Source organism: Guptibacillus algicola, from assembly GCF_020171805.1.
Taxonomy (GTDB): domain Bacteria; phylum Bacillota; class Bacilli; order Bacillales; family Guptibacillaceae; genus Guptibacillus; species Guptibacillus algicola.
Map to the genome: position 1 here is coordinate 362,301 of NZ_JAIVAF010000001.1, position 21,717 is coordinate 384,017.

At 38.8% G+C, this 21,717-nt stretch carries 21 protein-coding genes and 7 tRNA genes; 6 read left to right on the plus strand and 22 right to left on the minus strand.

Features of this window, described 5'->3' with window-relative positions:
* Positions 1-213: 213 nt before the first annotated feature.
* The 12 genes from LCM09_RS01990 to LCM09_RS02045 form a co-directional block, all read right to left on the minus strand.
* Positions 214-2,208: a peptidoglycan D,D-transpeptidase FtsI family protein gene (locus tag LCM09_RS01990; protein ID WP_263622856.1), complete on the minus strand. Its 1,995-nt coding sequence runs from the start codon at positions 2,206-2,208 to the stop codon at positions 214-216.
* A gap of 144 nt (positions 2,209-2,352) precedes the next feature.
* Positions 2,353-3,603 (minus strand): MFS transporter, encoded by a 1,251-nt coding sequence (locus tag LCM09_RS01995; RefSeq protein ID WP_224878447.1) that lies wholly within the window; start codon positions 3,601-3,603, stop codon positions 2,353-2,355.
* A 419-nt stretch (positions 3,604-4,022) separates the two neighbouring features.
* On the minus strand, positions 4,023-4,634 hold the full coding sequence (locus LCM09_RS02000) for a superoxide dismutase (protein WP_224878448.1): 612 nt from the start codon (positions 4,632-4,634) through the stop codon (positions 4,023-4,025).
* 215 nt (positions 4,635-4,849) lie between these two features.
* Positions 4,850-4,925: transfer RNA gene (locus LCM09_RS02005), tRNA-Phe, on the minus strand.
* Between the two features lie 474 nt (positions 4,926-5,399).
* Positions 5,400-5,476, minus strand: a tRNA-Met gene (locus tag LCM09_RS02010).
* A gap of 77 nt (positions 5,477-5,553) precedes the next feature.
* A tRNA-Ser gene (locus LCM09_RS02015) sits at positions 5,554-5,646 on the minus strand.
* Between the two features lie 8 nt (positions 5,647-5,654).
* A tRNA-Ile gene (locus LCM09_RS02020) sits at positions 5,655-5,731 on the minus strand.
* 12 nt (positions 5,732-5,743) lie between these two features.
* Positions 5,744-5,819 (minus strand) — tRNA-His (locus LCM09_RS02025).
* A 22-nt stretch (positions 5,820-5,841) separates the two neighbouring features.
* Positions 5,842-5,918, minus strand: a tRNA-Met gene (locus tag LCM09_RS02030).
* Positions 5,919-5,921: 3 nt separating this feature from the next.
* A tRNA-Asn gene (locus LCM09_RS02035) sits at positions 5,922-5,996 on the minus strand.
* A 137-nt stretch (positions 5,997-6,133) separates the two neighbouring features.
* Positions 6,134-6,616, minus strand: coding sequence for a DUF456 domain-containing protein (locus LCM09_RS02040; RefSeq protein ID WP_224878449.1), 483 nt, complete (start codon positions 6,614-6,616; stop codon positions 6,134-6,136).
* A gap of 70 nt (positions 6,617-6,686) precedes the next feature.
* Positions 6,687-8,315: a Na/Pi cotransporter family protein gene (locus tag LCM09_RS02045; protein ID WP_224878450.1), complete on the minus strand. Its 1,629-nt coding sequence runs from the start codon at positions 8,313-8,315 to the stop codon at positions 6,687-6,689.
* Positions 8,316-8,533: 218 nt separating this feature from the next.
* On the opposite strand from LCM09_RS02045, the gene LCM09_RS02050 reads away from it, so the two are divergent.
* Positions 8,534-9,316: a DUF1189 domain-containing protein gene (locus tag LCM09_RS02050; protein ID WP_224878451.1), complete on the plus strand. Its 783-nt coding sequence runs from the start codon at positions 8,534-8,536 to the stop codon at positions 9,314-9,316.
* A 43-nt stretch (positions 9,317-9,359) separates the two neighbouring features.
* On the opposite strand, the gene LCM09_RS02055 is transcribed toward LCM09_RS02050, so the two are convergent.
* Together LCM09_RS02055 and LCM09_RS02060 are read right to left on the minus strand one after the other, a co-directional pair.
* A complete protein-coding gene (locus LCM09_RS02055; RefSeq protein ID WP_224878452.1) occupies positions 9,360-10,013 on the minus strand; it encodes an NfeD family protein in 654 nt (217 codons plus the stop codon).
* Positions 10,014-10,079: 66 nt separating this feature from the next.
* On the minus strand, positions 10,080-10,952 hold the full coding sequence (locus tag LCM09_RS02060; RefSeq protein ID WP_224878453.1) for a DUF1002 domain-containing protein: 873 nt from the start codon (positions 10,950-10,952) through the stop codon (positions 10,080-10,082).
* A gap of 157 nt (positions 10,953-11,109) precedes the next feature.
* Here LCM09_RS02060 and LCM09_RS02065 point away from each other — a divergent pair, with 157 nt between their 5' ends.
* Together LCM09_RS02065 and ispG are read left to right on the plus strand one after the other, a co-directional pair.
* Complete coding sequence (locus LCM09_RS02065) at positions 11,110-11,436, plus strand: LysM peptidoglycan-binding domain-containing protein (RefSeq protein WP_224878454.1); 327 nt, start codon at positions 11,110-11,112, stop codon at positions 11,434-11,436.
* A gap of 135 nt (positions 11,437-11,571) precedes the next feature.
* Entirely contained in the window at positions 11,572-12,690 is a 1,119-nt protein-coding gene (ispG, locus tag LCM09_RS02070) for a flavodoxin-dependent (E)-4-hydroxy-3-methylbut-2-enyl-diphosphate synthase (protein WP_224878455.1), read from the plus strand.
* A 51-nt stretch (positions 12,691-12,741) separates the two neighbouring features.
* Here the strand turns inward: ispG and LCM09_RS02075 are convergent, their stop codons facing one another.
* Positions 12,742-13,152: a DUF308 domain-containing protein gene (locus LCM09_RS02075; RefSeq protein ID WP_224878456.1), complete on the minus strand. Its 411-nt coding sequence runs from the start codon at positions 13,150-13,152 to the stop codon at positions 12,742-12,744.
* A 155-nt stretch (positions 13,153-13,307) separates the two neighbouring features.
* On the opposite strand from LCM09_RS02075, the gene LCM09_RS02080 reads away from it, so the two are divergent.
* Positions 13,308-13,880 carry a hypothetical protein gene (locus LCM09_RS02080; RefSeq protein WP_224878457.1) on the plus strand — a complete coding sequence of 191 codons (573 nt, stop codon included), beginning with the start codon at positions 13,308-13,310 and terminating at the stop codon, positions 13,878-13,880.
* Between the two features lie 27 nt (positions 13,881-13,907).
* Here the strand turns inward: LCM09_RS02080 and LCM09_RS02085 are convergent, their stop codons facing one another.
* The 5 genes from LCM09_RS02085 to LCM09_RS02105 all read right to left on the minus strand — a co-directional run bounded on the left by LCM09_RS02085 (position 13,908) and on the right by LCM09_RS02105 (position 18,124).
* On the minus strand, positions 13,908-14,318 hold the full coding sequence (locus tag LCM09_RS02085) for a Fur family transcriptional regulator (protein WP_224878458.1): 411 nt from the start codon (positions 14,316-14,318) through the stop codon (positions 13,908-13,910).
* Between the two features lie 17 nt (positions 14,319-14,335).
* Entirely contained in the window at positions 14,336-15,175 is an 840-nt protein-coding gene (locus tag LCM09_RS02090; RefSeq protein WP_224878459.1) for a metal ABC transporter permease, read from the minus strand.
* Entirely contained in the window at positions 15,176-15,934 is a 759-nt protein-coding gene (locus tag LCM09_RS02095) for a metal ABC transporter ATP-binding protein (RefSeq protein ID WP_224878460.1), read from the minus strand.
* A gap of 417 nt (positions 15,935-16,351) precedes the next feature.
* On the minus strand, positions 16,352-16,891 hold the full coding sequence (locus LCM09_RS02100) for a transglycosylase SLT domain-containing protein (protein ID WP_224878461.1): 540 nt from the start codon (positions 16,889-16,891) through the stop codon (positions 16,352-16,354).
* 366 nt (positions 16,892-17,257) lie between these two features.
* On the minus strand, positions 17,258-18,124 hold the full coding sequence (locus LCM09_RS02105; RefSeq protein WP_224878462.1) for a YitT family protein: 867 nt from the start codon (positions 18,122-18,124) through the stop codon (positions 17,258-17,260).
* Between the two features lie 148 nt (positions 18,125-18,272).
* Between LCM09_RS02105 and LCM09_RS02110 the strand changes: the two genes are divergently transcribed.
* Positions 18,273-18,533: a DUF2624 family protein gene (locus tag LCM09_RS02110; RefSeq protein WP_224878463.1), complete on the plus strand. Its 261-nt coding sequence runs from the start codon at positions 18,273-18,275 to the stop codon at positions 18,531-18,533.
* Between the two features lie 31 nt (positions 18,534-18,564).
* Here LCM09_RS02110 and LCM09_RS02115 read toward each other — a convergent pair whose 3' ends face one another.
* Both LCM09_RS02115 and LCM09_RS02120 read right to left on the minus strand, forming a co-directional pair.
* A complete protein-coding gene (locus tag LCM09_RS02115) occupies positions 18,565-19,458 on the minus strand; it encodes a deoxyribonuclease IV (protein ID WP_224878464.1) in 894 nt (297 codons plus the stop codon).
* Positions 19,459-19,558: 100 nt separating this feature from the next.
* Positions 19,559-20,839, minus strand: a complete 1,281-nt coding sequence (locus tag LCM09_RS02120) for a DEAD/DEAH box helicase (protein ID WP_224878465.1) — start codon at positions 20,837-20,839, stop codon at positions 19,559-19,561.
* Positions 20,840-21,037: 198 nt separating this feature from the next.
* On the opposite strand from LCM09_RS02120, the gene LCM09_RS02125 reads away from it, so the two are divergent.
* Positions 21,038-21,634, plus strand: coding sequence for a YqfQ family protein (locus LCM09_RS02125; protein WP_224878466.1), 597 nt, complete (start codon positions 21,038-21,040; stop codon positions 21,632-21,634).
* Positions 21,635-21,717 lie beyond the last annotated feature (83 nt).

Genomic DNA, 21,717 nt, shown 5'->3' on the forward strand with positions numbered 1-21,717 from the left:
CCTACTGACCTCTCAACCACAATTACAAGAATACAGCTTGATTATTAATGACATATAAACCGATTGTAAAGATAGTGTAAATAATCCGTGTAGAAAAGCTGTTTTTTGTGCATGTTTTTGAGAATCATTGTCGAAAATACATGATTCTCGACTAGATTATCACTTACTTTACCCAATCAAAAAAATAAAAACCGCATCTCTGCGGTTTTTATTTTATTCCTCATTTTCTTTTTTATCTTTACTACCACTAGGAGTTTTTGCCTGATTCTTTAGTTCAAAGTAAGCATCTAAGATTCTTCCTCCGATTCTCTTATTAACAAAATCTGAACTCGAATCATTCACTTCAGGGACAACAACTGAAAAAGCAACTTCAGGATCTTGATAAGGAGCAAATCCAACTAGTGTTAAATTGTAATCTTCACCTATCTGAGCAGTACCCGTTTTCCCAGCAGCTACATAATCATCACTCTGGAAGAAATTATAGTTCGTACCTGCCGTACCTTCTTTAGTATTCATGACCATCCACATACCTCTTTGGATGTGTTCTACTTCTTCTTTACTCATCTTCACTTTATTTAATACATTCGGTGTATTTTGATAAAGAATCGTGTTTGACAGCGATTCAGTTTCGGATGGCTCATGTACTTCTTTTAATAGATGTGGTTTAATACGGTATCCGCCATTTGCAATCGTTGAAATGTATTGAGCCATTTGCATTGGAGTATACGTATCGTATTGCCCTATCGATAAGTCGAGTAGATTACCAAATTGGCCGATTCCTCCGTTAAGCCCTGCGCTTTCACCAGGAAGATCGATACCAGTCGGTACCCCCAGTCCAAATTGAGAAAATGACTCTCTCATTTTGTTGTAGGCTTCCGGGTCGTAACTACTACGCTTCTTTGGCTCATAATCATACCCTGCCATCATCATTGCAATCTTAAACATGTAGACGTTGGATGATTTTTGTAGTGCAACTAGATCTGATATTCTGCCCATAGCCCTTGAAGTATAGGAAGATTTCGTCCTCCCATCAGAAAAACGAAGCACCTCATCTACTAGTCTACTATTAGGATCGATTACATCATATTGATATCCGGTTAGCACAGTGGCGCCCTTTATGGTGGAGCCCATCGCATATGAATCTCCGATTACTCCGAACGTTCTTCCTATAAACTTTCCATTATTGTAACTTTTTCCCGCTATCGAAAGGACTTCTCCCGTATCAGGGTCCATCATCACAACATATCCTCTAGTTGCTCCGTACTTTCTCGCAGATCGCAATTCTTCTTCGAGGATCTTTTCTACTTTTTGCTGTAGATCAATATCGATAGAAAGAACAAGATCATTGCCTCGCTGCCCTTCTATCACTTCTGGTTCTCCGATTGGTTCACCGGTTTTATCTGTTACAAACTTTTGTTTTTCTTTTTGTCCTTTCAGGAATTCTTCATATTGCTTTTCAAGATAACTCACGCCTACTTGATCATTTCTGTCATAGTCTCTCATTCTGTAAAAACTTAAACTTTCACGAGGAATATGTCCCACATTTCCAAAGATCGTCTGTAGGGTCTCACCATATGGATATTCCCGCGTCGCATCTGCAGAAATATCAACTCCTGGTAATTCACCAAGATTCTCACTCACTCGAGCGATTTCATCTTCAGATAAATCCATTTTTATCGTTTGAGATGATAATGCATAGCCATTATCCATTGCTCTTTTTATAGCAGCTACCTCTAATTCTGTAGCATCATTTTTAATTTCAGCTAGATCTTCTTCAGTAATTCGCTCTATTTGAAGCTTATATGCATCTGATGAATCCAACTCGTCCCACTCTTTCTCTGAAAGTTTCTCTTTCGCTTTATCAGGGCGGGTTACGATCCAGTAATCCTTTAAATCACGATCCGTTACGTCTTCAGGGTCTTTATCTATATATTCTGCAAGCTTTTTAGCAAGATTTAACCTTTCCTGTTGATTCGTGTTTTGGGTCCTTATGTAAGTGAGGGCAAATTGAGGGTTATTGTCCACAAGAACTCGTCCATACCGGTCATACATTTTCCCTCTTGGTGCACTAGACTCTGCCGTAACATTTTCAGTTTGTTCAGATACTCGTTCGTATTCTTCACCTTCAACAATTTGAATGACACCTAAGCGTAAGACGAGCACGGAGAATAAAACAAATACTGATAAAAACAATATATTTAACCTCATAGGTACATGGTTCTTCTTCTTTTTATGATGGTTCACGCTATTCTTCCTTTCAAAACACAATTAGACACCTGTAGAGTACAGGTGCCCTATCCCATATTTATTTACTATACTTAGTGATAGTCAGATTGTAAAGGGTCTAACGAGCTATTGCGCAGGCTTTGATGCTGACTTTTCATTAAACGCCTTAACAATTTTAAGTTTTCGATAAAAAAGGTAAATAACAGAATGACCTATACCTAAGATCAACAATAGAAAGGGAACAATTTCAGTGTCCTTTGAAATGGAAATTGCAATAAGAAATATTGTTATTGATACGATTCTGCCTAAATTTAGATAAACTTCTCTCACAACGATATACTCTATTCTCATCTCAGCAGCATTCCATGCTTTGCCGATGACATCATACGTTAGAGACACATAAGGCACAAAAAAGATTGGGTAAGCAATCGAAATACATATTCCATATATAAGCAATCGAGGGAAGGTTAAGTCGAGTGTTAGGATGAACACAGAGAGATATAACATCGTTCCTGCATATAATATTGCCTTAATGCGGAATCGTGGTTTTATTAGACGTGTGGCTAAATAATAAACTAGAAACGATACAGCTGAGTTAACTAACCCAAACGTGCCGATCGCAAGTTCACTACCAGTCGTAATAAATACAAGAACAGCTATGATAAAAATGAATGTTCCTTCTCGTAGCCCTTGAAAAAAATGGGCATGGAGAACATTTAACCAATCGCTGTTGGATTTACGTTCATTAAAAACTCTCATAAATGAGAAATTCCCTTTGGCAGATCGTCGCTTTAAGAAAAAACTCAATATCACTGCAGCAAAAAAGAGTAGTAACGATACACCAAATATAATCTTATATCCTGTATAAGATTCAAGGCTTGAAATGACAAACCCCGCAAAGATAGGACCGATCATCCCCGCAAATGAAGTGAGTAGTCCAAGAAAGCCATTAAAAAAATCTCTCGTATCTGGTTCAGTTATTTCAAAAGTTAAGACATTGAATGCTAACCAGTAAAAGCCGAATCCGATTCCTAATAATGCCCCTAGTAAAATAAGCAAGTGCCCTGCATTTTGCCCTAAGAAAAGGACTGTAATATAAAACAGCGCTAGGAATATAACTCCGATTCTGAGAACAATCACCCGGTCCATCTTTTTAGCCCATCTACCGGCTAAAATAAATGTGAGTGGTTGGCTTATGACTACAGATAAATTATATATCCCAATGTCCGCAAATTCACCGGTTTGCTTCCATAAATATACGTTGACGAACGTATTGGATAGTGCGATGCTCAAGGCATATAATCCACCTATCGTTAATAGCAAAAGTAGGTCTTTTGTAACTTCTATATCACCCATCACATGTTTAAGAACTTTCATAGCGAACTCCCCTTTTTTCCTCCATCCTTATTTTGTATTAATTCTTGTTCGTTATGCGAAAGAATACAAAAGGGCAAGATGTTTTTGAAAGGAGAGTTCTATGTATTATTTCATCTATAGAGGGGAAGTTATTCCCGATCAAATATTGAATAACCTTGTTATCGAAATAGATAGTAAAGCTATAAAAACCGGTCATCGTTATACATTTAATGAAGAAAAAAATTCGATTGCGGTATCTTCACTATTCATATCACGTAGAGAGAACCAGATTCTTGTTTCTAGTCCTTATGATTACTGTGACGGATGTTTGGTAACAGATGCAGTTATCCAATATATTTTAAGTCATCTCGGAAGTATGTATACAGTAATAGAGTCATAAATAAAACCCTGGCATAATCGCCAGGGTTTATTATTAAAGATTATTTTGCAGCTTCGTAACGCTTAGCTACTTCATCCCAGTTAACAACATTCCAGAATGCACTAATGTAATCTGGACGCTTGTTTTGATATTTAAGGTAGTACGCGTGCTCCCAAACGTCTAACCCAAGAATTGGAGTAATTCCTTCCATTACAGGAGTATCTTGGTTTGGAGTACTTGTAATTTCTAGCTCTCCGCCTTTAACGACTAGCCATGCCCAACCTGAACCAAAACGTCCAGCAGCAGCACTAGCGAATTCGTCTTTAAAGCTTTCAAAGCTACCGTATTTCTTTTTGATTGCTTCGCTTAGGTCACCTGATGGCTCTCCGCCGCCATTTGGGCTAAGTACTTGCCAGAAAAGAGTATGGTTAGCATGTCCGCCACCATTGTTTCTTACAGCAGTACGAATACCTTCTGGTACAGCATCCAGGTTGCCAAGAAGATCTTCAAGGCTCTTGTCTGCTAGATTATCGTGACCCTCAAGTGCACCGTTAAGCTTTGTTACATAAGCATTATGGTGTTTACCGTGGTGGATCTTCATTGTTTCTTCGTCAATATGTGGTTCTAGTGCGTTAAAATCGTAAGGTAGTTGTGGTAGTTCAAATTTAGCCATTGTAAATCTCCTCCTTTAAAAGTATGTAACTCCAAGTGACTAGACGTTCATTGTCACAAGGCGTGATTACGATGTATCACATTTTTACAGTAGCAGATTTATCCACTGTTTTCAAATGATTAACACCTAATCGCCTAGCCACTTTTTATATTTCCACGTTTAAAGGATAATAAACATAAAAAAACCACCTGATAGGTGGTGAATCGATTTAATAATGGTGGCTCCGGACGGAATCGAACCGCCGACACGTGGATTTTCAGTCCACTGCTCTACCGACTGAGCTACAGAGCCGAGTTTGTTAATTTGTCCATCAGTTTGTAATGTGTAAAACCACTGTCCCTTCCTCTTCTAGCAATCCTTCGAAGCTTGCTGTGTCGGGACAACTCGTCGGATATTCAATGATGTTTTGCTCGTTGCTCTACCGACTGAGCTACAGAGCCGAGTTTGTTAATTTGTCCATCAGTTTGTAATGTGTATACCACTGCCCCTTCCTCTTCTAGCAATGCTTCGAAGCTTGCTGTGTCGGGACAACTCGTCGGATATTCAATGATGTTTTGCTCGTTGCTCTACCGACTGAGCTACAGAGCCGAATCAATATGTATGTTCTCAAATAGTAATTAAAACAAGTGAAGCTATAGTTTAGATTATGTAGCGTGCTTTTAAGTCATAGAGAGTAATCACTAATTATGAGTTTAGGTTGCCCCTAAAGGGACTACGATTAAATTTTAACTTCGAAGGTTAATCGACGTAGTTAAAATTTGACTATGGTTGCGGGAGCAGGATTTGAACCTGCGACCTTCGGATTATGAGCCCGACGAGCTACCGAACTGCTCCATCCCGCGACGATATGAATGATTGAATCTGCACTTGCTTTTATATGCTGTGCACTGTTTCTTTCTCTTGCTGTGAAAGAAATAAATGGCGGAGGAAGAGGGATTCGAACCCCCGCGGGCCGTTAAGCCCCTGTCGGTTTTCAAGACCGATCCCTTCAGCCAGACTTGGGTATTCCTCCGAGCACTTTGGTGGACCCTGCAGGACTCGAACCTGCGACCGGACGGTTATGAGCCGTCAGCTCTAACCAGCTGAGCTAAGGGTCCGTATGTAATTAATGGGGCGGCTGATGGGAATTGAACCCACGAATGCCGGAATCACAATCCGGTGCGTTAACCACTTCGCCACAACCGCCATGAGGTATCGTGAAATTATATGGTAGCGGCGGAGGGGATCGAACCCCCGACCTCACGGGTATGAACCGTACGCTCTAGCCAGCTGAGCTACACCGCCATATGGCTCCACAGGTAGGATTCGAACCTACGACCGATCGGTTAACAGCCGATAGCTCTACCACTGAGCTACTGTGGAATAATCTCTCTTAACGACAAGAATAACTATATCACAGCAGTAGATTTAATGTCAATAACTTTTGCAATATAATTTTCTTGGCTGAAAAATCAGCGATGAAATTACTATAGCACGGTTTCGTTTCTCTATCAAGATTTCTATAGGATATAGACCAAAAAGATTATGATCATCGCTGCTTGAATAACCCCCTTCATTAATGCTCCTCCAAGGAAACCAAGTAAAGACCCTACTCCTACTTTAACAGCCTCTTTTATGGGTTTACGATGAAAGACTAACTCTGCACCAACCGCACCAATAAATGGGCCAAGGATGATTCCAAGAAACGGTATAACAAATGGACCAAGAAGTAAACCAAATGTGCTCCCCCAAATAGCCGCTTTTGATCCACCGTATTTCTTTACACCAAATAAATTGCTGGCATAGTCAGCAAGGAACAATAGAGAAGTCAACAAGATTTCAATGATCCAAAAAGAAAGTGTCATTGATCCGAACTCAAATAAAAATCCATAAACAAAGAATCCTATGTAAATAAACAACACAGAAGGAATAATTGGATAAATTAGTCCAATAAATGCAATTAAGAAAAGTGCTGCAATGATTATCCAATATAAGATAGTCATAAACTCCCCCCCCTTTTTCTTCTATTATATAGTATAAAAAAAGTCAGGGCTACATAAGCCCTGACCATCATTACTCTTCTCCAATAACTGCTTCTGCAATATTCACAGCATGGTCGCCGATACGCTCTAGATTACTGATCATATCGACAAAAACGATTCCTGCACTACCCGTGCACTCGCCTTCGTTCAATCTTAAAATATGCTGTTTACGAAGGGTTCTTTCCATCTTATCTATTTTATCTTCTAACTTCACAACTTCTTGAGCTTTCTCAGTATCCCAATTATCTAAAGCATCGAATGCTTGTTGAAGGGTTGTGAGAGTTAACTCAAACATGTCATCAAGGTCTTTCATCGCACCCTCAGTCATCTTCACTTTATTACTAAGTTGATAATCTGCAAGTTCAACGATATTTTCCATGTGATCTCCTATACGTTCAATATCACGTACAGAGTCCATCAACATACCGTGACGAGTTGATTCTTCACCAGAAAGAGAAGTTGCCGACAGTTGGATTAAATAGTCTGTTATTTTAGTATCTAAGTTATTAATAGCTTCTTCATACTGAGCAGTCTTTTCTGCACTCTTCTGATCTTTTGAAGTCACATATTTCGAAGCTTCTTTAACACCTTTATAAGCAAACTCGCTCATTCGGATAACTTCTTCTTTTGCCTGACCAAGCGCAACAGATGGAGATCGTTCAATAAAGACTGGATCAAGGTGCTTTGGCTTATATTCAATAGCAGTATCATCACCAGGGATAATTTTTGTTACTAATACAGCAAGTAAAGCGATGAATGGGAACTGAATGATTGTATTAGAAACATTAAAGATACCATGCGCAAATGCTATTGTCATTTCTGCATTTAAGTTTAGTACACCTTGGATATATGAAATAAACGGTGTGTACAGTGATAAAATAATCAAGAAGACTGTTGTACCAATTAAATTAAATATAACATGAGTAAGAGCTGCTCTTCTTGCTGCTACTGAGGCACCAATTGATGCTAAAACAGCCGTTACGGTTGTTCCTATGTTATCTCCAAATAGTACTGGCATAGCAGCTTGAAGCGACATAGCATCCTGAGAGAATAAGCTTTGAAGAACACCAATAGTCGCACTCGAACTCTGTACAATGACTGTAAATACGGTACCAATGACTACCCCTAATAATGGATTGTCACTCATACTAACAGTAAGGTCTTGGAACGCTTGAAGACTTCTTAGTGGTTTCATACCATTACTCATCAGTTCTAAACCATAGAATAATCCACCAAAACCAAATATGATTTGTCCAAGGTACGTAATCTTTTTCTTTTTAACAAAGAAGATTAATGCTGCACCAATAAAGATTATTGGTAATGCGTAATCTTTAATAGGTATACCAATAATGAATGCCGTTACGGTTGTTCCTATGTTTGCACCCATTATGACCCCGATAGCCTGTCTGAGAGTCATAAACCCTGCATTTACTAGTCCTACTGTAAGAACCGTAGTGCCTGAGCTAGTTTGTAATAAGATAGTAACAACTATCCCCGCTAAAACACCCATAAAAGGGTTCGTTGTAAATCGGTCCAATATATCTCTTAACCGATCGCCCGCAGATCTTTGAAGGCCATCACCCATATACTTAAGTCCAAACAGGAAAATTCCTAGACCTCCCACAAATTGAAAGATCATCTCCTGAACGTTGAGTTCCATCTTTTCAACCCCTTGCACCATTTTATTATTTTCGACAATACTCAACAAAGTCCCTTGTCTATTATCTACATCACCCTTTCTTTTGTAAAGACTAAATATAGATTTCTTAAAAATTATTTGCATAGGGAAAAAAGTTTGAACGAGTATATTGTTCCCCAAGAGGTTAATAAGCTAAACTAGTTTAGAGGTTTGTGTAATTCATGGAAGGAGATTTGATTTTGAACATATTTAAGCAACTCTTTTATAGTTTGTATTCTCCAAAGATGATGGCGCGTTTCCGCTTCCAAAAACTAGGAAAGCCCATTCTCTATGTATTCCTTTTAATGGCAATCGCATCTGTTCCAGTTGGAATACTTACCACTGTCACATTTACAAATGCGTACGGTGAACTAAAATCTCATATTAAAGATGTACCGGACTTCGAGTTAGTCGAAGGGGAGTTATCTAGTGACCAAGACGAACCGTTTATTAAAAAGGATAACGGCGACACGTTCCTTTTTGATACTACAGGCGAGACAAAACCTGATGATATAGAAAGATATCAGTCGGTTACCGCATTTTTAGGAGATCGCATGATTATCAAAGACTCCGGTACGGTTCAAGAGTTTAGTTATAATAATTTTAGTACGATGAGCTTTACAAAACAGGAAGTGATAGAGCTTTCAGAGAACCTCGACGATTTACTACCAATTTTTATTCCTCTTGTTATTTTTGTCGTTTATCTTCTTCAAACAGGACTTAAGTTCATCGGGGTTACTGTGCTTGCGACAATTGGTTTGCTGTTGAAAAACATTACACAAAGAAAAGTTTCCTATAAGCAATTGTGGGTACTCTCAGCGTATGCGGTTACCATTCCCACTTTGTTTTTTGCGATAATGAGTTTGTTACGCACGCAAGTACCTTTCGGCTTTTTACTTTATTGGCTAGTTGCAACGATGCTCCTATTTATGGTGATTAAAGAAATCCCGCTTCCAAAAAAGCGTCCTGAAGAAACTAAATAATTCAATAAAAAAATGCCCCCGGGAATTCCCAGGGGCATTTGTATTACACAGGTTGTGTTTCATCGTTCACTTTTTCTTCCACAAGAATTCTCGTACCGTCTACATCTGTAATCGTTACGGACGTGCCTTCATTTATCCATCTTCCAACTGAAACAGCGCTGTATTTTTTATTATTTACTTCAATCGTTCCACTCGGTCTAAACGGTGTAATTGCTTTTGCGGTATGCCCAACTAGATCCTTGTATTCACTATTCATTGAGTTATACCCAAATTCACCACTCAACCGATCAGTTAAAGTCATCTTCGTCCACATCTTTCGGGGCGTAAATACTTTTAAGAACAGAAATGATGCGGCTGCTCCTAGAAGAAAACCACTTGAAACTAGAAGTCCATATAAAAAAGTAGGTGATGGTAATGCTACTGCAGTAACCATAATTAAGAGACCAATTATGCCAAATGTCCCATCGTTCAATAATTTTCCGTCAAGGACGACTAATCCTAAGCCTACTGCAAATACAAGTGCCATCCATATAATCGATACGGTAGAAGTAAGATGGAAGCTGAAATATAAGGTTAAGATCAATATTCCTATAAGGCCAAAAATCCCTTTTGTTCGAACGAGAATTTCGCCGAATAAGAAAAGGATCCCTAACAAGACGACGAAGAATCCGATCGTAGGTATAGCTAATATATCCATCCAAACTCGCCTCCTATTTATTCCTCTCTCCTATATACGAATGAACTTCAAAAAAGTTTCTCATTTTTAAGATTGAAGAGCACCTGCAATGCTATCGATAATTGATTTCACAAAATCAATGAACTTACTAATGAAATTCTTTGTTTCTTCCTTGTTTAAGAATTCATTTAAGTTTTCTTTCGCATTTTCTAATTGACTTCTTACTTGATCCCAGTCAATATCTAGATTCTTCATTCGTTCGAACAAAGCAACAAGTCCATCTAACTCTTCGTTTGTTAATTCGATTCCAGAGTCATTTGCGGTTTGTTGAATAAGATCCCTAAGTTCTTGTTCTGTTTCTGGTGGGTTTGTTGATAGTTCATCTTTAATTTTTGTCATAAGTTCTGTAGCTTTGTCTGCTCCGATACTCTCACTGAGCTTAGCGGTTTTCACGAGTTCTTCATTCGCGACTTGTTTCTGATCCTCAGGGATTATTTTGTCAGTACTTACTTCATATGCCTTGATCAGACCAGTTAATGCGGCAGTTCCTGAAACTTCAACAGGCGCAGTGATATAAACTTCAGCATCCTTTACACCTGCTGTAATCAGAGCGTTCGTATACATTTCATCAGTAACCCAATTGATATTATTCGTTTCGACACTAAGACCCTGATCTTTCTTTCCGATTGTTATGGATGATGAAGAAAGGGCACGAGTCCCAATCAAAGCCTTACTGATATAATCTCCAAGGTACTTATGCTCCTCCTCGTTAGTTACAGTAACAGTCATCGCGTTCTCTAGTGCTTCCATTTCTTTTAATAACTCCTGTTTCTGCTCCTCAGTTAAATCTTCACCGAGGGTTACAATAACGTCTCCTTCACTAGCATCAGCAAAAGCATATATAGGAAAAGCAAAAACGATCAAACAAAATGATAAGAGATACGGTAAGAGTTTCTTCATATTATTACTCCTTTATATGGTAAAAGATTGATCTGTCTCCATGTTATTTTACTGCAGTCGCATTGGAAAGAAAAGAAAATTCGAAAAACAATGTCATACCCCTTTGTGGACAAGCATAGTGTAGAAATAAAATAGTTTAAGAAAGCGGGGGTTTGCAATGCGTAAACTACTATCTGCTTTTATCATAATTTTGGTTCTTCATACAACGTACTACGATTTAACAACAGGCACGTTAGCGACCTACAAACCAGCATCTACCACAGTAGTTTCTGACCCAGCAAATCAAAAACAGCCGTATATCACCTATAAAGTAAACGCAGGGGATACCGTCCTTTCTATTGTAGAAAAGACAAATGGATCGATTCCCGTTTCCATCGATACAGTGGTAGATGACTTCAAACAATTAAATGGTATCTCTCCTACTCATATCCAAATCGGTGAACAATATAAGGTACCTTCATACAAGGATGTGGAAAGCCAGTGATTATTTCTTGTCAATCGTATTCATAAGTTGCTACAATGAGGTAGTATTACTTATGAGTCCAAATCCTTATTCGGGAAATAATTTAGCTATCTAATCATGAGGTATGATCCTACATGTAAAAGGAGCGATTTTCGCATGAATGAAATTACTCACCGTACCAAAACAAGACCTGTAAAAGTAGGTCCTTTAACAATAGGCGGAAACAATGAAGTTGTTATTCAAAGTATGACAACGACAAAAACACACGACGTTGAAGCTACTGTGGCAGAAATCGAACGTTTGGAAGAAGCTGGATGTCAGGTTGTACGTGTAGCTTGTCCTGATGAGCGCGCTGCAGATGCGATTCCAGAAATAAAGAAACGCATCAACATTCCACTTGTTGTTGATATTCACTTTGACTATAAGCTTGCACTTAAAGCTATCGAAGGCGGTGCAGACAAAATCCGCATCAACCCAGGTAACATTGGGCGAAGAGAGAAAGTCGAAGCGGTTGTTAAAGCTGCGAAAGCAAAAGGGATTCCAATTCGAATCGGCGTAAACGCTGGTTCACTCGAGAGAAAGATTCTTGAGAAATACGGTTACCCAACTGCACAAGGAATGTTAGAAAGTGCACTTCACCATATTAAGATTCTAGAAGATCTTGATTTCTATGATATCATCGTATCGATGAAAGCTTCAGACGTAAACCTTGCAACAGAAGCATATGAATTAGCTGCGAAAGCTTTTGATTATCCACTGCACCTCGGAATTACTGAATCTGGAACGCTCTTTGCAGGAACTGTAAAAAGTGCCGCAGGTCTCGGAGTTATTCTTTCTAAGGGAATTGGAAATACAGCTCGTATCTCACTAAGTGCTGATCCTGTAGAAGAAGTGAAAGTTGCACGTGAACTTCTTAAATCATTCGGCCTCGCTGCCAATGCTGCAACATTAATTTCTTGTCCTACTTGCGGAAGAATTGAAATTGATTTGATCAGTATTGCAAATGAAGTGGAAGAGTATATCTCCACAATAAAAGCTCCAATCAAAGTCGCTGTGTTAGGCTGTGCGGTAAACGGACCTGGAGAAGCACGAGAAGCGGATATCGGAATTGCAGGTGCTCGCGGAGAAGGGTTACTATTCCGTCACGGGGAAATTATTCGAAAAGTACCTGAAGAAATTATGGTTGATGAGCTGAAAAAAGAAGTCGATAAAATTGCAGAAGAACATTATAAGAAGATGGAAGAAGAAAAAGCGAAAGTTGAAGCAAATAAATAATTAAGAGAGCCTGTTCTCCATTTGGAGAACAGGCTTTTTTTCACTTATTCACTAAAAGAATGGGGCAAAGAATAGCGAAATAATCATTGAGGCAACTCCAACTCCGATAGCCCAGCTTCCTAGAGTTTGTAGCCCTCTCCTTCTCGCGATAAAACCTACCACGATACCCGCTGCTCCAAATATGACGGGTAATATGAACAAAGAGATAACCGATAGTGCTAGTGCAGCCACACCCACACCAACACCGGTCTTTTCTTGCTCTTGCCTTTTAGCTTCAAAATGCTCTTCCCGCTCCTCAGATGTTGGGCGTTCATTTTCAGGCGACTGTAAATAAGGACGATCAAGAACTCCCGACGGAGCTACTTCTGCAGCTGACTCCTCAAGGAAATCCTCTTCTGATGTGATGTCGGCTCTTCTTTCTTCGAGAAGATCCAATTCCTCATCTTTTCTGTCTTCTGTCATTTACATCCCTCACTTTTGTGTGTAGTGGAGCATGATTAGTATTCGCAAAAAATCAATCGCTTATTTGCACATAAGAAGTAAGTTACTGCCAATTCCATAAGAAAAGTTCTGAATATGATATGATTAAAGAAGAGCGAAAGAAAAGGAGTTTTTTTATGCCACTACAAAGACTCGGGTTAGATATTGATGGTACTGTAACTAGCCCAAAAACATTCTTACCGTATTTAAATTCATCATTTAACAAAAAATTAGTGCTTGAAGATATTACTCAATATGACCTTGCAGGACTATTAAATGTGTCAAAAACTGACTTTTTCAATTGGTTAAAAGAGAACGAAGAACACATCTACTCTAACGCATATATCGCTGATCATGCTCACCCTACTCTACATGGTTGGAAAAATGAGTACGAGCTTTTTTACATTAGTGCGAGAGGCAATCATTTGTTTGAAACAACTAAGGAATGGTTCACGGTTAACGATGTTCCATATCACCACATTGAATTACTCGGCAAACACAATAAGATTGAATCCATTAAAGAGCATCAAGTGGACGTTTTCTTTGAAGACAAACATGATAATGCATGTGCGATTGCTGAAGAATGCAATATCCCCGTTGTTCTCTTCAATACACCATATAACCAAGGAACAGTCCCTTCTGGTGTCATACGAATGGACAACTGGATCGACGCCAAAAAATGGCTAAATCAAAACAAAAGCGGAAGGTAGCACCTTCCGCTTTTTGTATGCTTATTATTATTGACACGCACCACATTTACCATAAATTTCAAACTTGTGACCAACAACTTCGAAATCTGCATCATAAACCGGAATATTATCCATTGGACAAGCTTCTATTTGACGCGTTCTCCCACAATCAAGGCAGATTAGATGGTGGTGATGAGCATCAGTCGCGCAGCTCAATCTGTAGCGCTTTTCACCATTCCATTCTGTTTCTTCAAGAATACCTAAGTCCCTAAAAAGCGTAAGGTTCCGGTAAATTGTATCTACACTCATCCCTGGATAACTTTTTTGCATATATGTGAGAACTTCTTTTGCAGGAAGATATCGTTTTTCTTCCGCAAAGAAAGCCACTAAATTCTCTCGTTTCTCAGTATATTTAAATCCTTCATTCTTCAAAATCTCTAAAGCAATAGATACATTCATCTTTCCACCTCTTTGCATTAAGATTTCCCTTGTTTCCAGCGTTTAAAGAGAAGAATCAGTACTAAGATGATTGCAGATAACAAGACAATAGTCCCGCCAGGAGCAATATCAAGATAGTATGCGAGAACCAATCCCCCAATCACTGAGCACTCCCCGATGATGATGGAAAGAAAGATCGTTTGTTTGAATCCTTTTGCAACCCGTATACTTGCTGCAACCGGAAGGGTCATCAATGCTGAAACCAAAAGGACACCGACGATTTGCATCGATACAGCGATAACAAAAGCTACAATTAGAATAAACACGATATGAATCCATTTCCCTCTTATACCAGAGACAATGGCATGCTCTTCATCAAATGATAGAAAAAATAATTCTTTGTATAGCATGATAACGACTACGAGTACCACAAATGTGATCACTGAAACAGCCAAGAGATCTCCTCTACTGATTGCAATAACACTTCCGAATAAATAATTAAATAAATCGGAGTTAAAACCGTCCGCTAAAGAAATAAAAACGACGCCTAACCCTATCCCACCAGAGAGGGTGATTGGAATCGCAAGTTCCTCGAAATGTTTATATACTTTTCGAAGCTGCTCGATAAATAGAGAGCCAACTGCTGAGAAACCCATTCCCATATAGACCGGATTTACGGCTTGCCAACTTGTAACGTATTTCCCCATTAGAAGGCTAGCAGCAATCCCCGCAAGGGTGATGTGAGATAAAGCGTCAGCAATCAACGCTTGTCTTCTAACAACAAGGAAAACTCCAAGAAGCGGAGCAATAATCCCTATTAAAATTCCCGCTAAGAAAGCATTTTGTAAAAATTCAAATTTCCATATTGCTTCAATCATCTAGACTCCTCCGTGACCATGGTCGTGATTTAATACATGTACATGATGTCCATAAAAGTCAGATAGATCACTTTCGTTAAACTGTTCAAATTCTTCTGTTTCACCATGAAAATGTAATGTTCTATTTAAGCAAGCCACATGAGTGACCTTGTCTGTAATTGTACCGATGTCATGTGTGACGAGTAGCAGCGTTATCCCATTTTCTTTGTTCAACTTTCCAAGTAAGTTGTAGAATTCACTAGTTGATCCAGAATCTACACCTACTGTAGGTTCATCGAGAATAAGAAAATCCGGATCACTTACTAATGCTCTAGCGATAAAGACTCTTTGCTGCTGCCCTCCTGAAAGTTCTCCTATATTGCTCTCAGAATACTCTTCCATTCCTACAAGAGCGAGAGCATCCGCTACCGCTTGTTTATGGGTTGAATTCATAAATCGAAACAACCCAAGTTTACTCGTAAGCCCCATAGACACTACTTCAAAAACCGTAGCAGGGAAACCAGAGTTGAAGCTATTTGCTTTTTGGGACACATACCCTACCTTACACCACTGTTGGAATTTATTAACTTTGTTACCTAGTAATTGAACCTGGCCCTTTTGTGGTTTCAACAAACCAAGGATAATCTTAATTAAGGTTGATTTACCTGAACCATTAGGACCGACAAGTCCAACGAAAGCTCCTTTTGGAACAGAGAAAGAAACATCTTCTAGAACATAACGATCACCGTAATGGAAGGAAATGTTATTCACGTCAATCATGTTTGCGTTTGTTGTCATAAATTAAAACCCGCCATCTATTTAAGAATGATTACGATTTACATTAGTAGTATATCTCTAATGAATGATTTTGTAAATTTTATTATTTCAATTTATCCATATAGGTTGAATGCACTATGATCCTTTGGAGAAAAATCAATAACCATCAATCATTTAGAAACAAAAATTCAACTATTAAAAAAGTTATTTTATCATACAAGTATGATTCGAGGAAACAACGAAATTAACAATGATGGGGCACTATGTTTTAAATAATCTACTGCTTATTCTTTATTAAGTAAGTAGAAAAGCTCATCTTCTCCTTCCAATCATAACCCTCACAAAAAAACCCGCCAAAAAGGCGGGTCTTTCTTCACGTTTCACTATTTCTTGAAACGCAGGTGCTATTCCACGTTGGTATTAACTTTCATGGAGACTTGCTTTTTCTTGTATTTCTTCTGAATAGCCACTCTTAGGTGTTCCTTTTTCTAAAACGTAAGTCTCCAAACCAGCAATGCCACGGTTATAAGCCGTCAGGGCTTCATCCCAATTATCATACTTTTGATAAAGGTATTCTAAATACGTGACTGACAATGTCATGGAGTAATAAGGATCAAATAGTTTTTCTTCTGAGTATTCGATACCTGCCATATCTGCGATCCAAGGAGCTGTATTCTTCATGAACTGCGCCATACCGTAAGCCCGTCCGTATTTCGTTTGAGGTCCTGTTAAATCCGGATCGAACTTATTACCTGTTTCTACCTTTAACAACTCGTATGCAATCGCAGGATCGATATCAGACTTCATTGATTGAAAAGCTAAGAACAATCCCCACTTTTCTTTAAATCTTCCTTCGCTGTCTTCATAGAAGTTCTTCGAATATTCTTTCGCCTGTTTCCATTCTTCAATACTTATTGAGCTTGCGTCTAAGGAATAACCTGTTTCCTTTTCAAGCTTCACAAGTTCTGTTTGAGCTTTCTTTGATTCATCCTGGGATGTAGTCTTCTTATTTAATACCCCGACTTTTGTTTTAGCGTCAGCAACTTGTTCATTTAATAGATGATTATTAATTAGAACTAGAGCGAATATGGTTGTGAGAACAATTGCAGTGATTACTGATAATTTCTTTTTGGAATTTTGTTGAGAAAAATTGATAGTCTTGCACTCCTTTACAACTGGTATTTGACTCTGGAGAGCACCAGTTAAGGTTATACCCTATCACGTTAATCTCAAACATTTCTACTATACTGCTTATAGCCTTGGGATATGATTATCTGCCCAGATATATTAAAAAAGGATGAAAAAAGACTTCCTGCAAAAGGAAGTCTAGTGAATTGGAGATTTGAACTTGGCCCCTCTTGTTTCTTGGGTGTTCATAATTGTAATGAATGCGTGATCATCGATATCATAAATCACGCCTTTTAATTTTGTTACTTCAAGACGAGTTATAACAACATAGATGACCTCTTTTTCCTCATCCGTATAGCCGCCTTTTCCAATGAGCTTTGTTGTGCCTCTACCTAATCGATCTAATATGGCATTTGAAATCTCTTCATAAGCGTCCGATACGATTAAAACAGCTTTTGTTTCATCTAGTCCCTGGATTACCGTATCGATCGTTTTAAAAGCAATATAGTAAGCCATAACCGAATACATTGCATTTTCCCAACTGAAAACAAAACCAGCCCAAATGAAAATAAAGATATTCACAAACATCACGAATTCTCCAATAGAGAACGGAAGTTTCTTAGTTAGTAAAATACCTAATATTTCTGTTCCATCCATCGACCCACCGTGACGAATAACAAGACCAACCCCTACACCTAACGTAAGGCCACCAAAAACTGTTCCTAAAATAGGCTCATTTGTAAAAGGCTCTGTGTGATGAAGAAGAGTCTCAAAGGCTGCTAGTCCTATAATGCCGAACAATGTAGAAAAAGCAAAAGTCTTTCCTATTTGTTTGTACCCATAATACATAAATGGAAGGTTAAGTATGATGACTAATACAGCGAAATTAAACGGTGTGATATGGTCTAAGATTAACGAGACACCAATTATCCCACCATCGATCAATTGATTTGGCACTAAGAATAATTCGATTGATGCAGCAGCAAGAAAAGCTCCAATCATAATCATTAACAACCGATAGATCAGGTGTGTTTTACTTTCTTTTCGATGTTGTTTTTTTTGCATTGTGCCCTCCTAGGCAAAGTAAATATGTAGATACTATTATATTAAATTGCACACTCATTATTATACCATTCAATCGAAACACTTTGTATTTTGTTAACACCTCAAACGACTACACGCATAGTATGTGATAGTCAAAGGAGGAATCGTGATGAATCCAATTCAGCTTCAACTTGTTAATTTTAAACTAAACAGGATCACCACTGATGAATTATTACAGCTCTCGGGCCAATATAATTTAACGCTTTCAAGAACAGATGCAGAAAAAATCGTTCAAATATTAAAACAAGAGAATATCGATATTTCTAACAAAGAGCAGCGAAAAAGGATATTGATAAAGATCAGTCGTGAAGTGAACCCTGGGGTTGCATCACAAGTGAATAAGCTGATTAAATCGTTCCTCAATGAGTAAAAAAACCGCTTTTTTAGCGGTTTTTTAATTGTTAGTTTCCTAAGAGTTTCTCTTTAAGGTTATCATCGAATTTTTGTGCACGAAGCATTTCGATTTCTAGTTTGTACGGAGGCTTTTTACTTTTCTTATCTTCTCCTACATAAGGTGTTTCTAGAATTTTCGGCACTTCTTTGAGCTGGTCATGATGAATGATTTTATTCAAAGCATCAAAGCCAATATGGCCAAATCCAATGTTTTCATGTCGGTCTTTATGAGAGCCTCTCTCATTCTTGCTGTCATTAATATGCAAGACTTTCAGGCGATCAATTCCTACAATCTTATCAAACTCATCTAGAACGTCATCGAAATTATTTACGATGTCATAACCAGCATCGTGAGTATGGCACGTATCGAAGCATACAGAAAGCTTATCGTTATGTGTGACGCCATCGATAATTTTAGCAAGCTCATCGAATGTTCTCCCACACTCAGACCCTTTTCCTGCCATCGTTTCAAGAGCGATTTGAACTTCCTGATCTGCAGTGAGCACTTCGTTAAGGCCTTCGATAATCTTCTCGATTCCCTTATCTGCTCCTGCACCAACATGTGCACCAGGATGGAGCACAATTTGACGAGCTCCAAGTGCGTGTGTACGCTCAATCTCTGATCTTAGAAAATCTACACCTAACTGGAATGTTTCAGGCTTTGTTGTGTTGCCAATATTGATAATATAAGGAGCATGGACAACAATATTATCGATGCCGTGCTCTTTCATATGTGCAGTTCCTTTTTCAATGTTAAGTCTTTCGATCGCTTTTCTTCGTGTATTTTGTGGAGCACCAGTATAAATCATGAACGTTGTCGCTCCGTAAGATGCTGCCTCTTCACTAGCAGCCAATAACATTTTGTCACCACTCATGGAGACGTGTGATCCAATCTTAAGCATTTAACTTCATCCTTTCTTAACACAACTTTTATGATAGCACAGCGACTTTTATTAGGTAAAGCAAACAAAAGCCCTCTACTTAGCGAGAGGGCTTTTGGTCTTATTTTCTTCCGCGCTTATGCTGAAGACGCTCGCGTTCGCGCTCCATTTTTTTCTTGTAGCCTGGCTTAACCTTTTTAGGTTTAGGGACGAATACGTCAGGTTTGGATGACGTCGGCTTCTTTCGTGGTGTTAATGGTTTCGATTCAACCCATTCTCCGTTCTTAACTTCCTTATAGGTAACGCTGATTCCTTTGTCAATCAGCTTTTGAATAGCTTGTTGATCAGAAGGTTCTGCTAACGTATAAGCGATTCCATCTAAACCAGCTCTTGCGGTTCTACCCACTCTGTGAATATAGAAATCCAAATCCTTCGGGAGTTCAAAGTTAATAACATGAGATACACCCTTAATATCGATTCCTCTTGAAGCTAAGTCTGTTGCAACAACGTACTGACATTCTGCACGCTGAATTTTTTTCATGATTTGCTTACGTGCACGAGGTTGTACATCTCCATGAAGTCGCTCAACATTATAGCCACTTTCGATAAGGAAATCAGCAACTTCGTCAGCTGTTTGTTTTGTATTCGTAAATACTAGCGCAAGATAAGGATTGATCGCCTTCGTAACGTTAAGAAGGACGTCGTTCTTTTCGCGATATTTTGCAGGTACGAAAATGTTTTCAACTTTATCAGCTGTTACTTTCTCAGCGTTAACTTGAACAAACTTTGGATTGTTCATATATTTCTTCAAGAAAGGCTGAAGGCTCTGTGGAACTGTAGCCGAGAATACTAGCATCTGTAACTTTTGTGCCATTCTAGCTGCAATAAAGTCAACGTCTTCGATAAAGCCCATATCGAGCATTTGATCTGCTTCGTCTACTACTAGCATCGATGCCGTATAAACATTCAATGCTTGTTCTTCAACAAGGTCTTTAATTCTGCCTGGCGTTCCGATAACAATGTGGGGTGTATTTTTCATTTTAGTGATCATTCGTTTGCGGTCTGTACCACCAACTGCTTGTTTGATGGATATTGCTTCCTCTTCAGGAAGATGAGCTACGAGTTTCACCGCTTCATCGTAAATTTGATTTGCGAGCTCACGAGTCGGAGCGGTAATCACAGCCTGACACTCACTCTTTGTTTGATCTATCCTATGAATAATTGGCAACAAGAAAGCAAGCGTCTTTCCAGATCCGGTTTGAGATTGGCCTATGGCGCTCTCTCCATTTCGAATTGCAGGGATCAGACGTTCTTGAATCTCTGTTGGCCTATTAAAATTTTGTTCTTCTAGAGACTTAATTAAAAACGGTTTAAGTTCTAATCTATTGAAATGTTGTTTCATTATCTTTCCTCCATCCATTAATCCACCTTGTATTATAGACCAGATTACGCAAATACGCCATACATTCTAAGAAGGGAAAAGGACCCTTATATTCTGTCATGCCCATTATCTCCTGTTCCCACACCTTCAATTTTTCTCAGCATATCTTATTATTAATAAGAATATACAATGGTCACCTTATGGAAAGGAGGACAACATATGAATCAATTCCCTCCCTCCCCTCCAGGTGGTTTAGGTTCGGGGATGGGCTTTCCATTCTCCGGTGGATTCGGCGGAGCACCCGGTCCTGGAGTTACTCCACCCACTCCATCCGGAATGGGCGGACTCCTATCTAAACTATTGGGCGGAGGCGGAGCTTCAACTCAATCGCTTCCAATGCCTCCAGGCTCTTTTCAAGGAATGCAAGCCGGTGGTTTAGGTGGAGCACAACGTGCTGGAGGTATGCTTTCGAATTTAATACAGGGAAGTACACAGGGCGCGGGCGGCATGGACATGATGGGCATGGTACAAAATGTTCAAAAAGTCATGCAAGCTGCAGATACAATTAAACCGATGGTGCAACAATATGGACCAATGGTAAAACAATTGCCCGAGATGATTGCACTATTTAAAGAATACAAGAATTCTTCTAGTTCAGAAGATGACGAAACTGACGTTAGCGAAGAAGCAACTGAATCGACCGAAGATAAAAAAGAAACCGCGAAAAAGGTTCCTGTACAAAAACCTAAGAAAAAGAATAAACCAAAACCTGCTATAAACCAGACAAGCAAATCCAAACCAAAACTCTACGTTTAACGTCATTTCATTGAGATATACCTCAATCTGCTTTATAATTAATCAAAGATAAGTTATACGACAATTCATGTGGATTGAGGAGG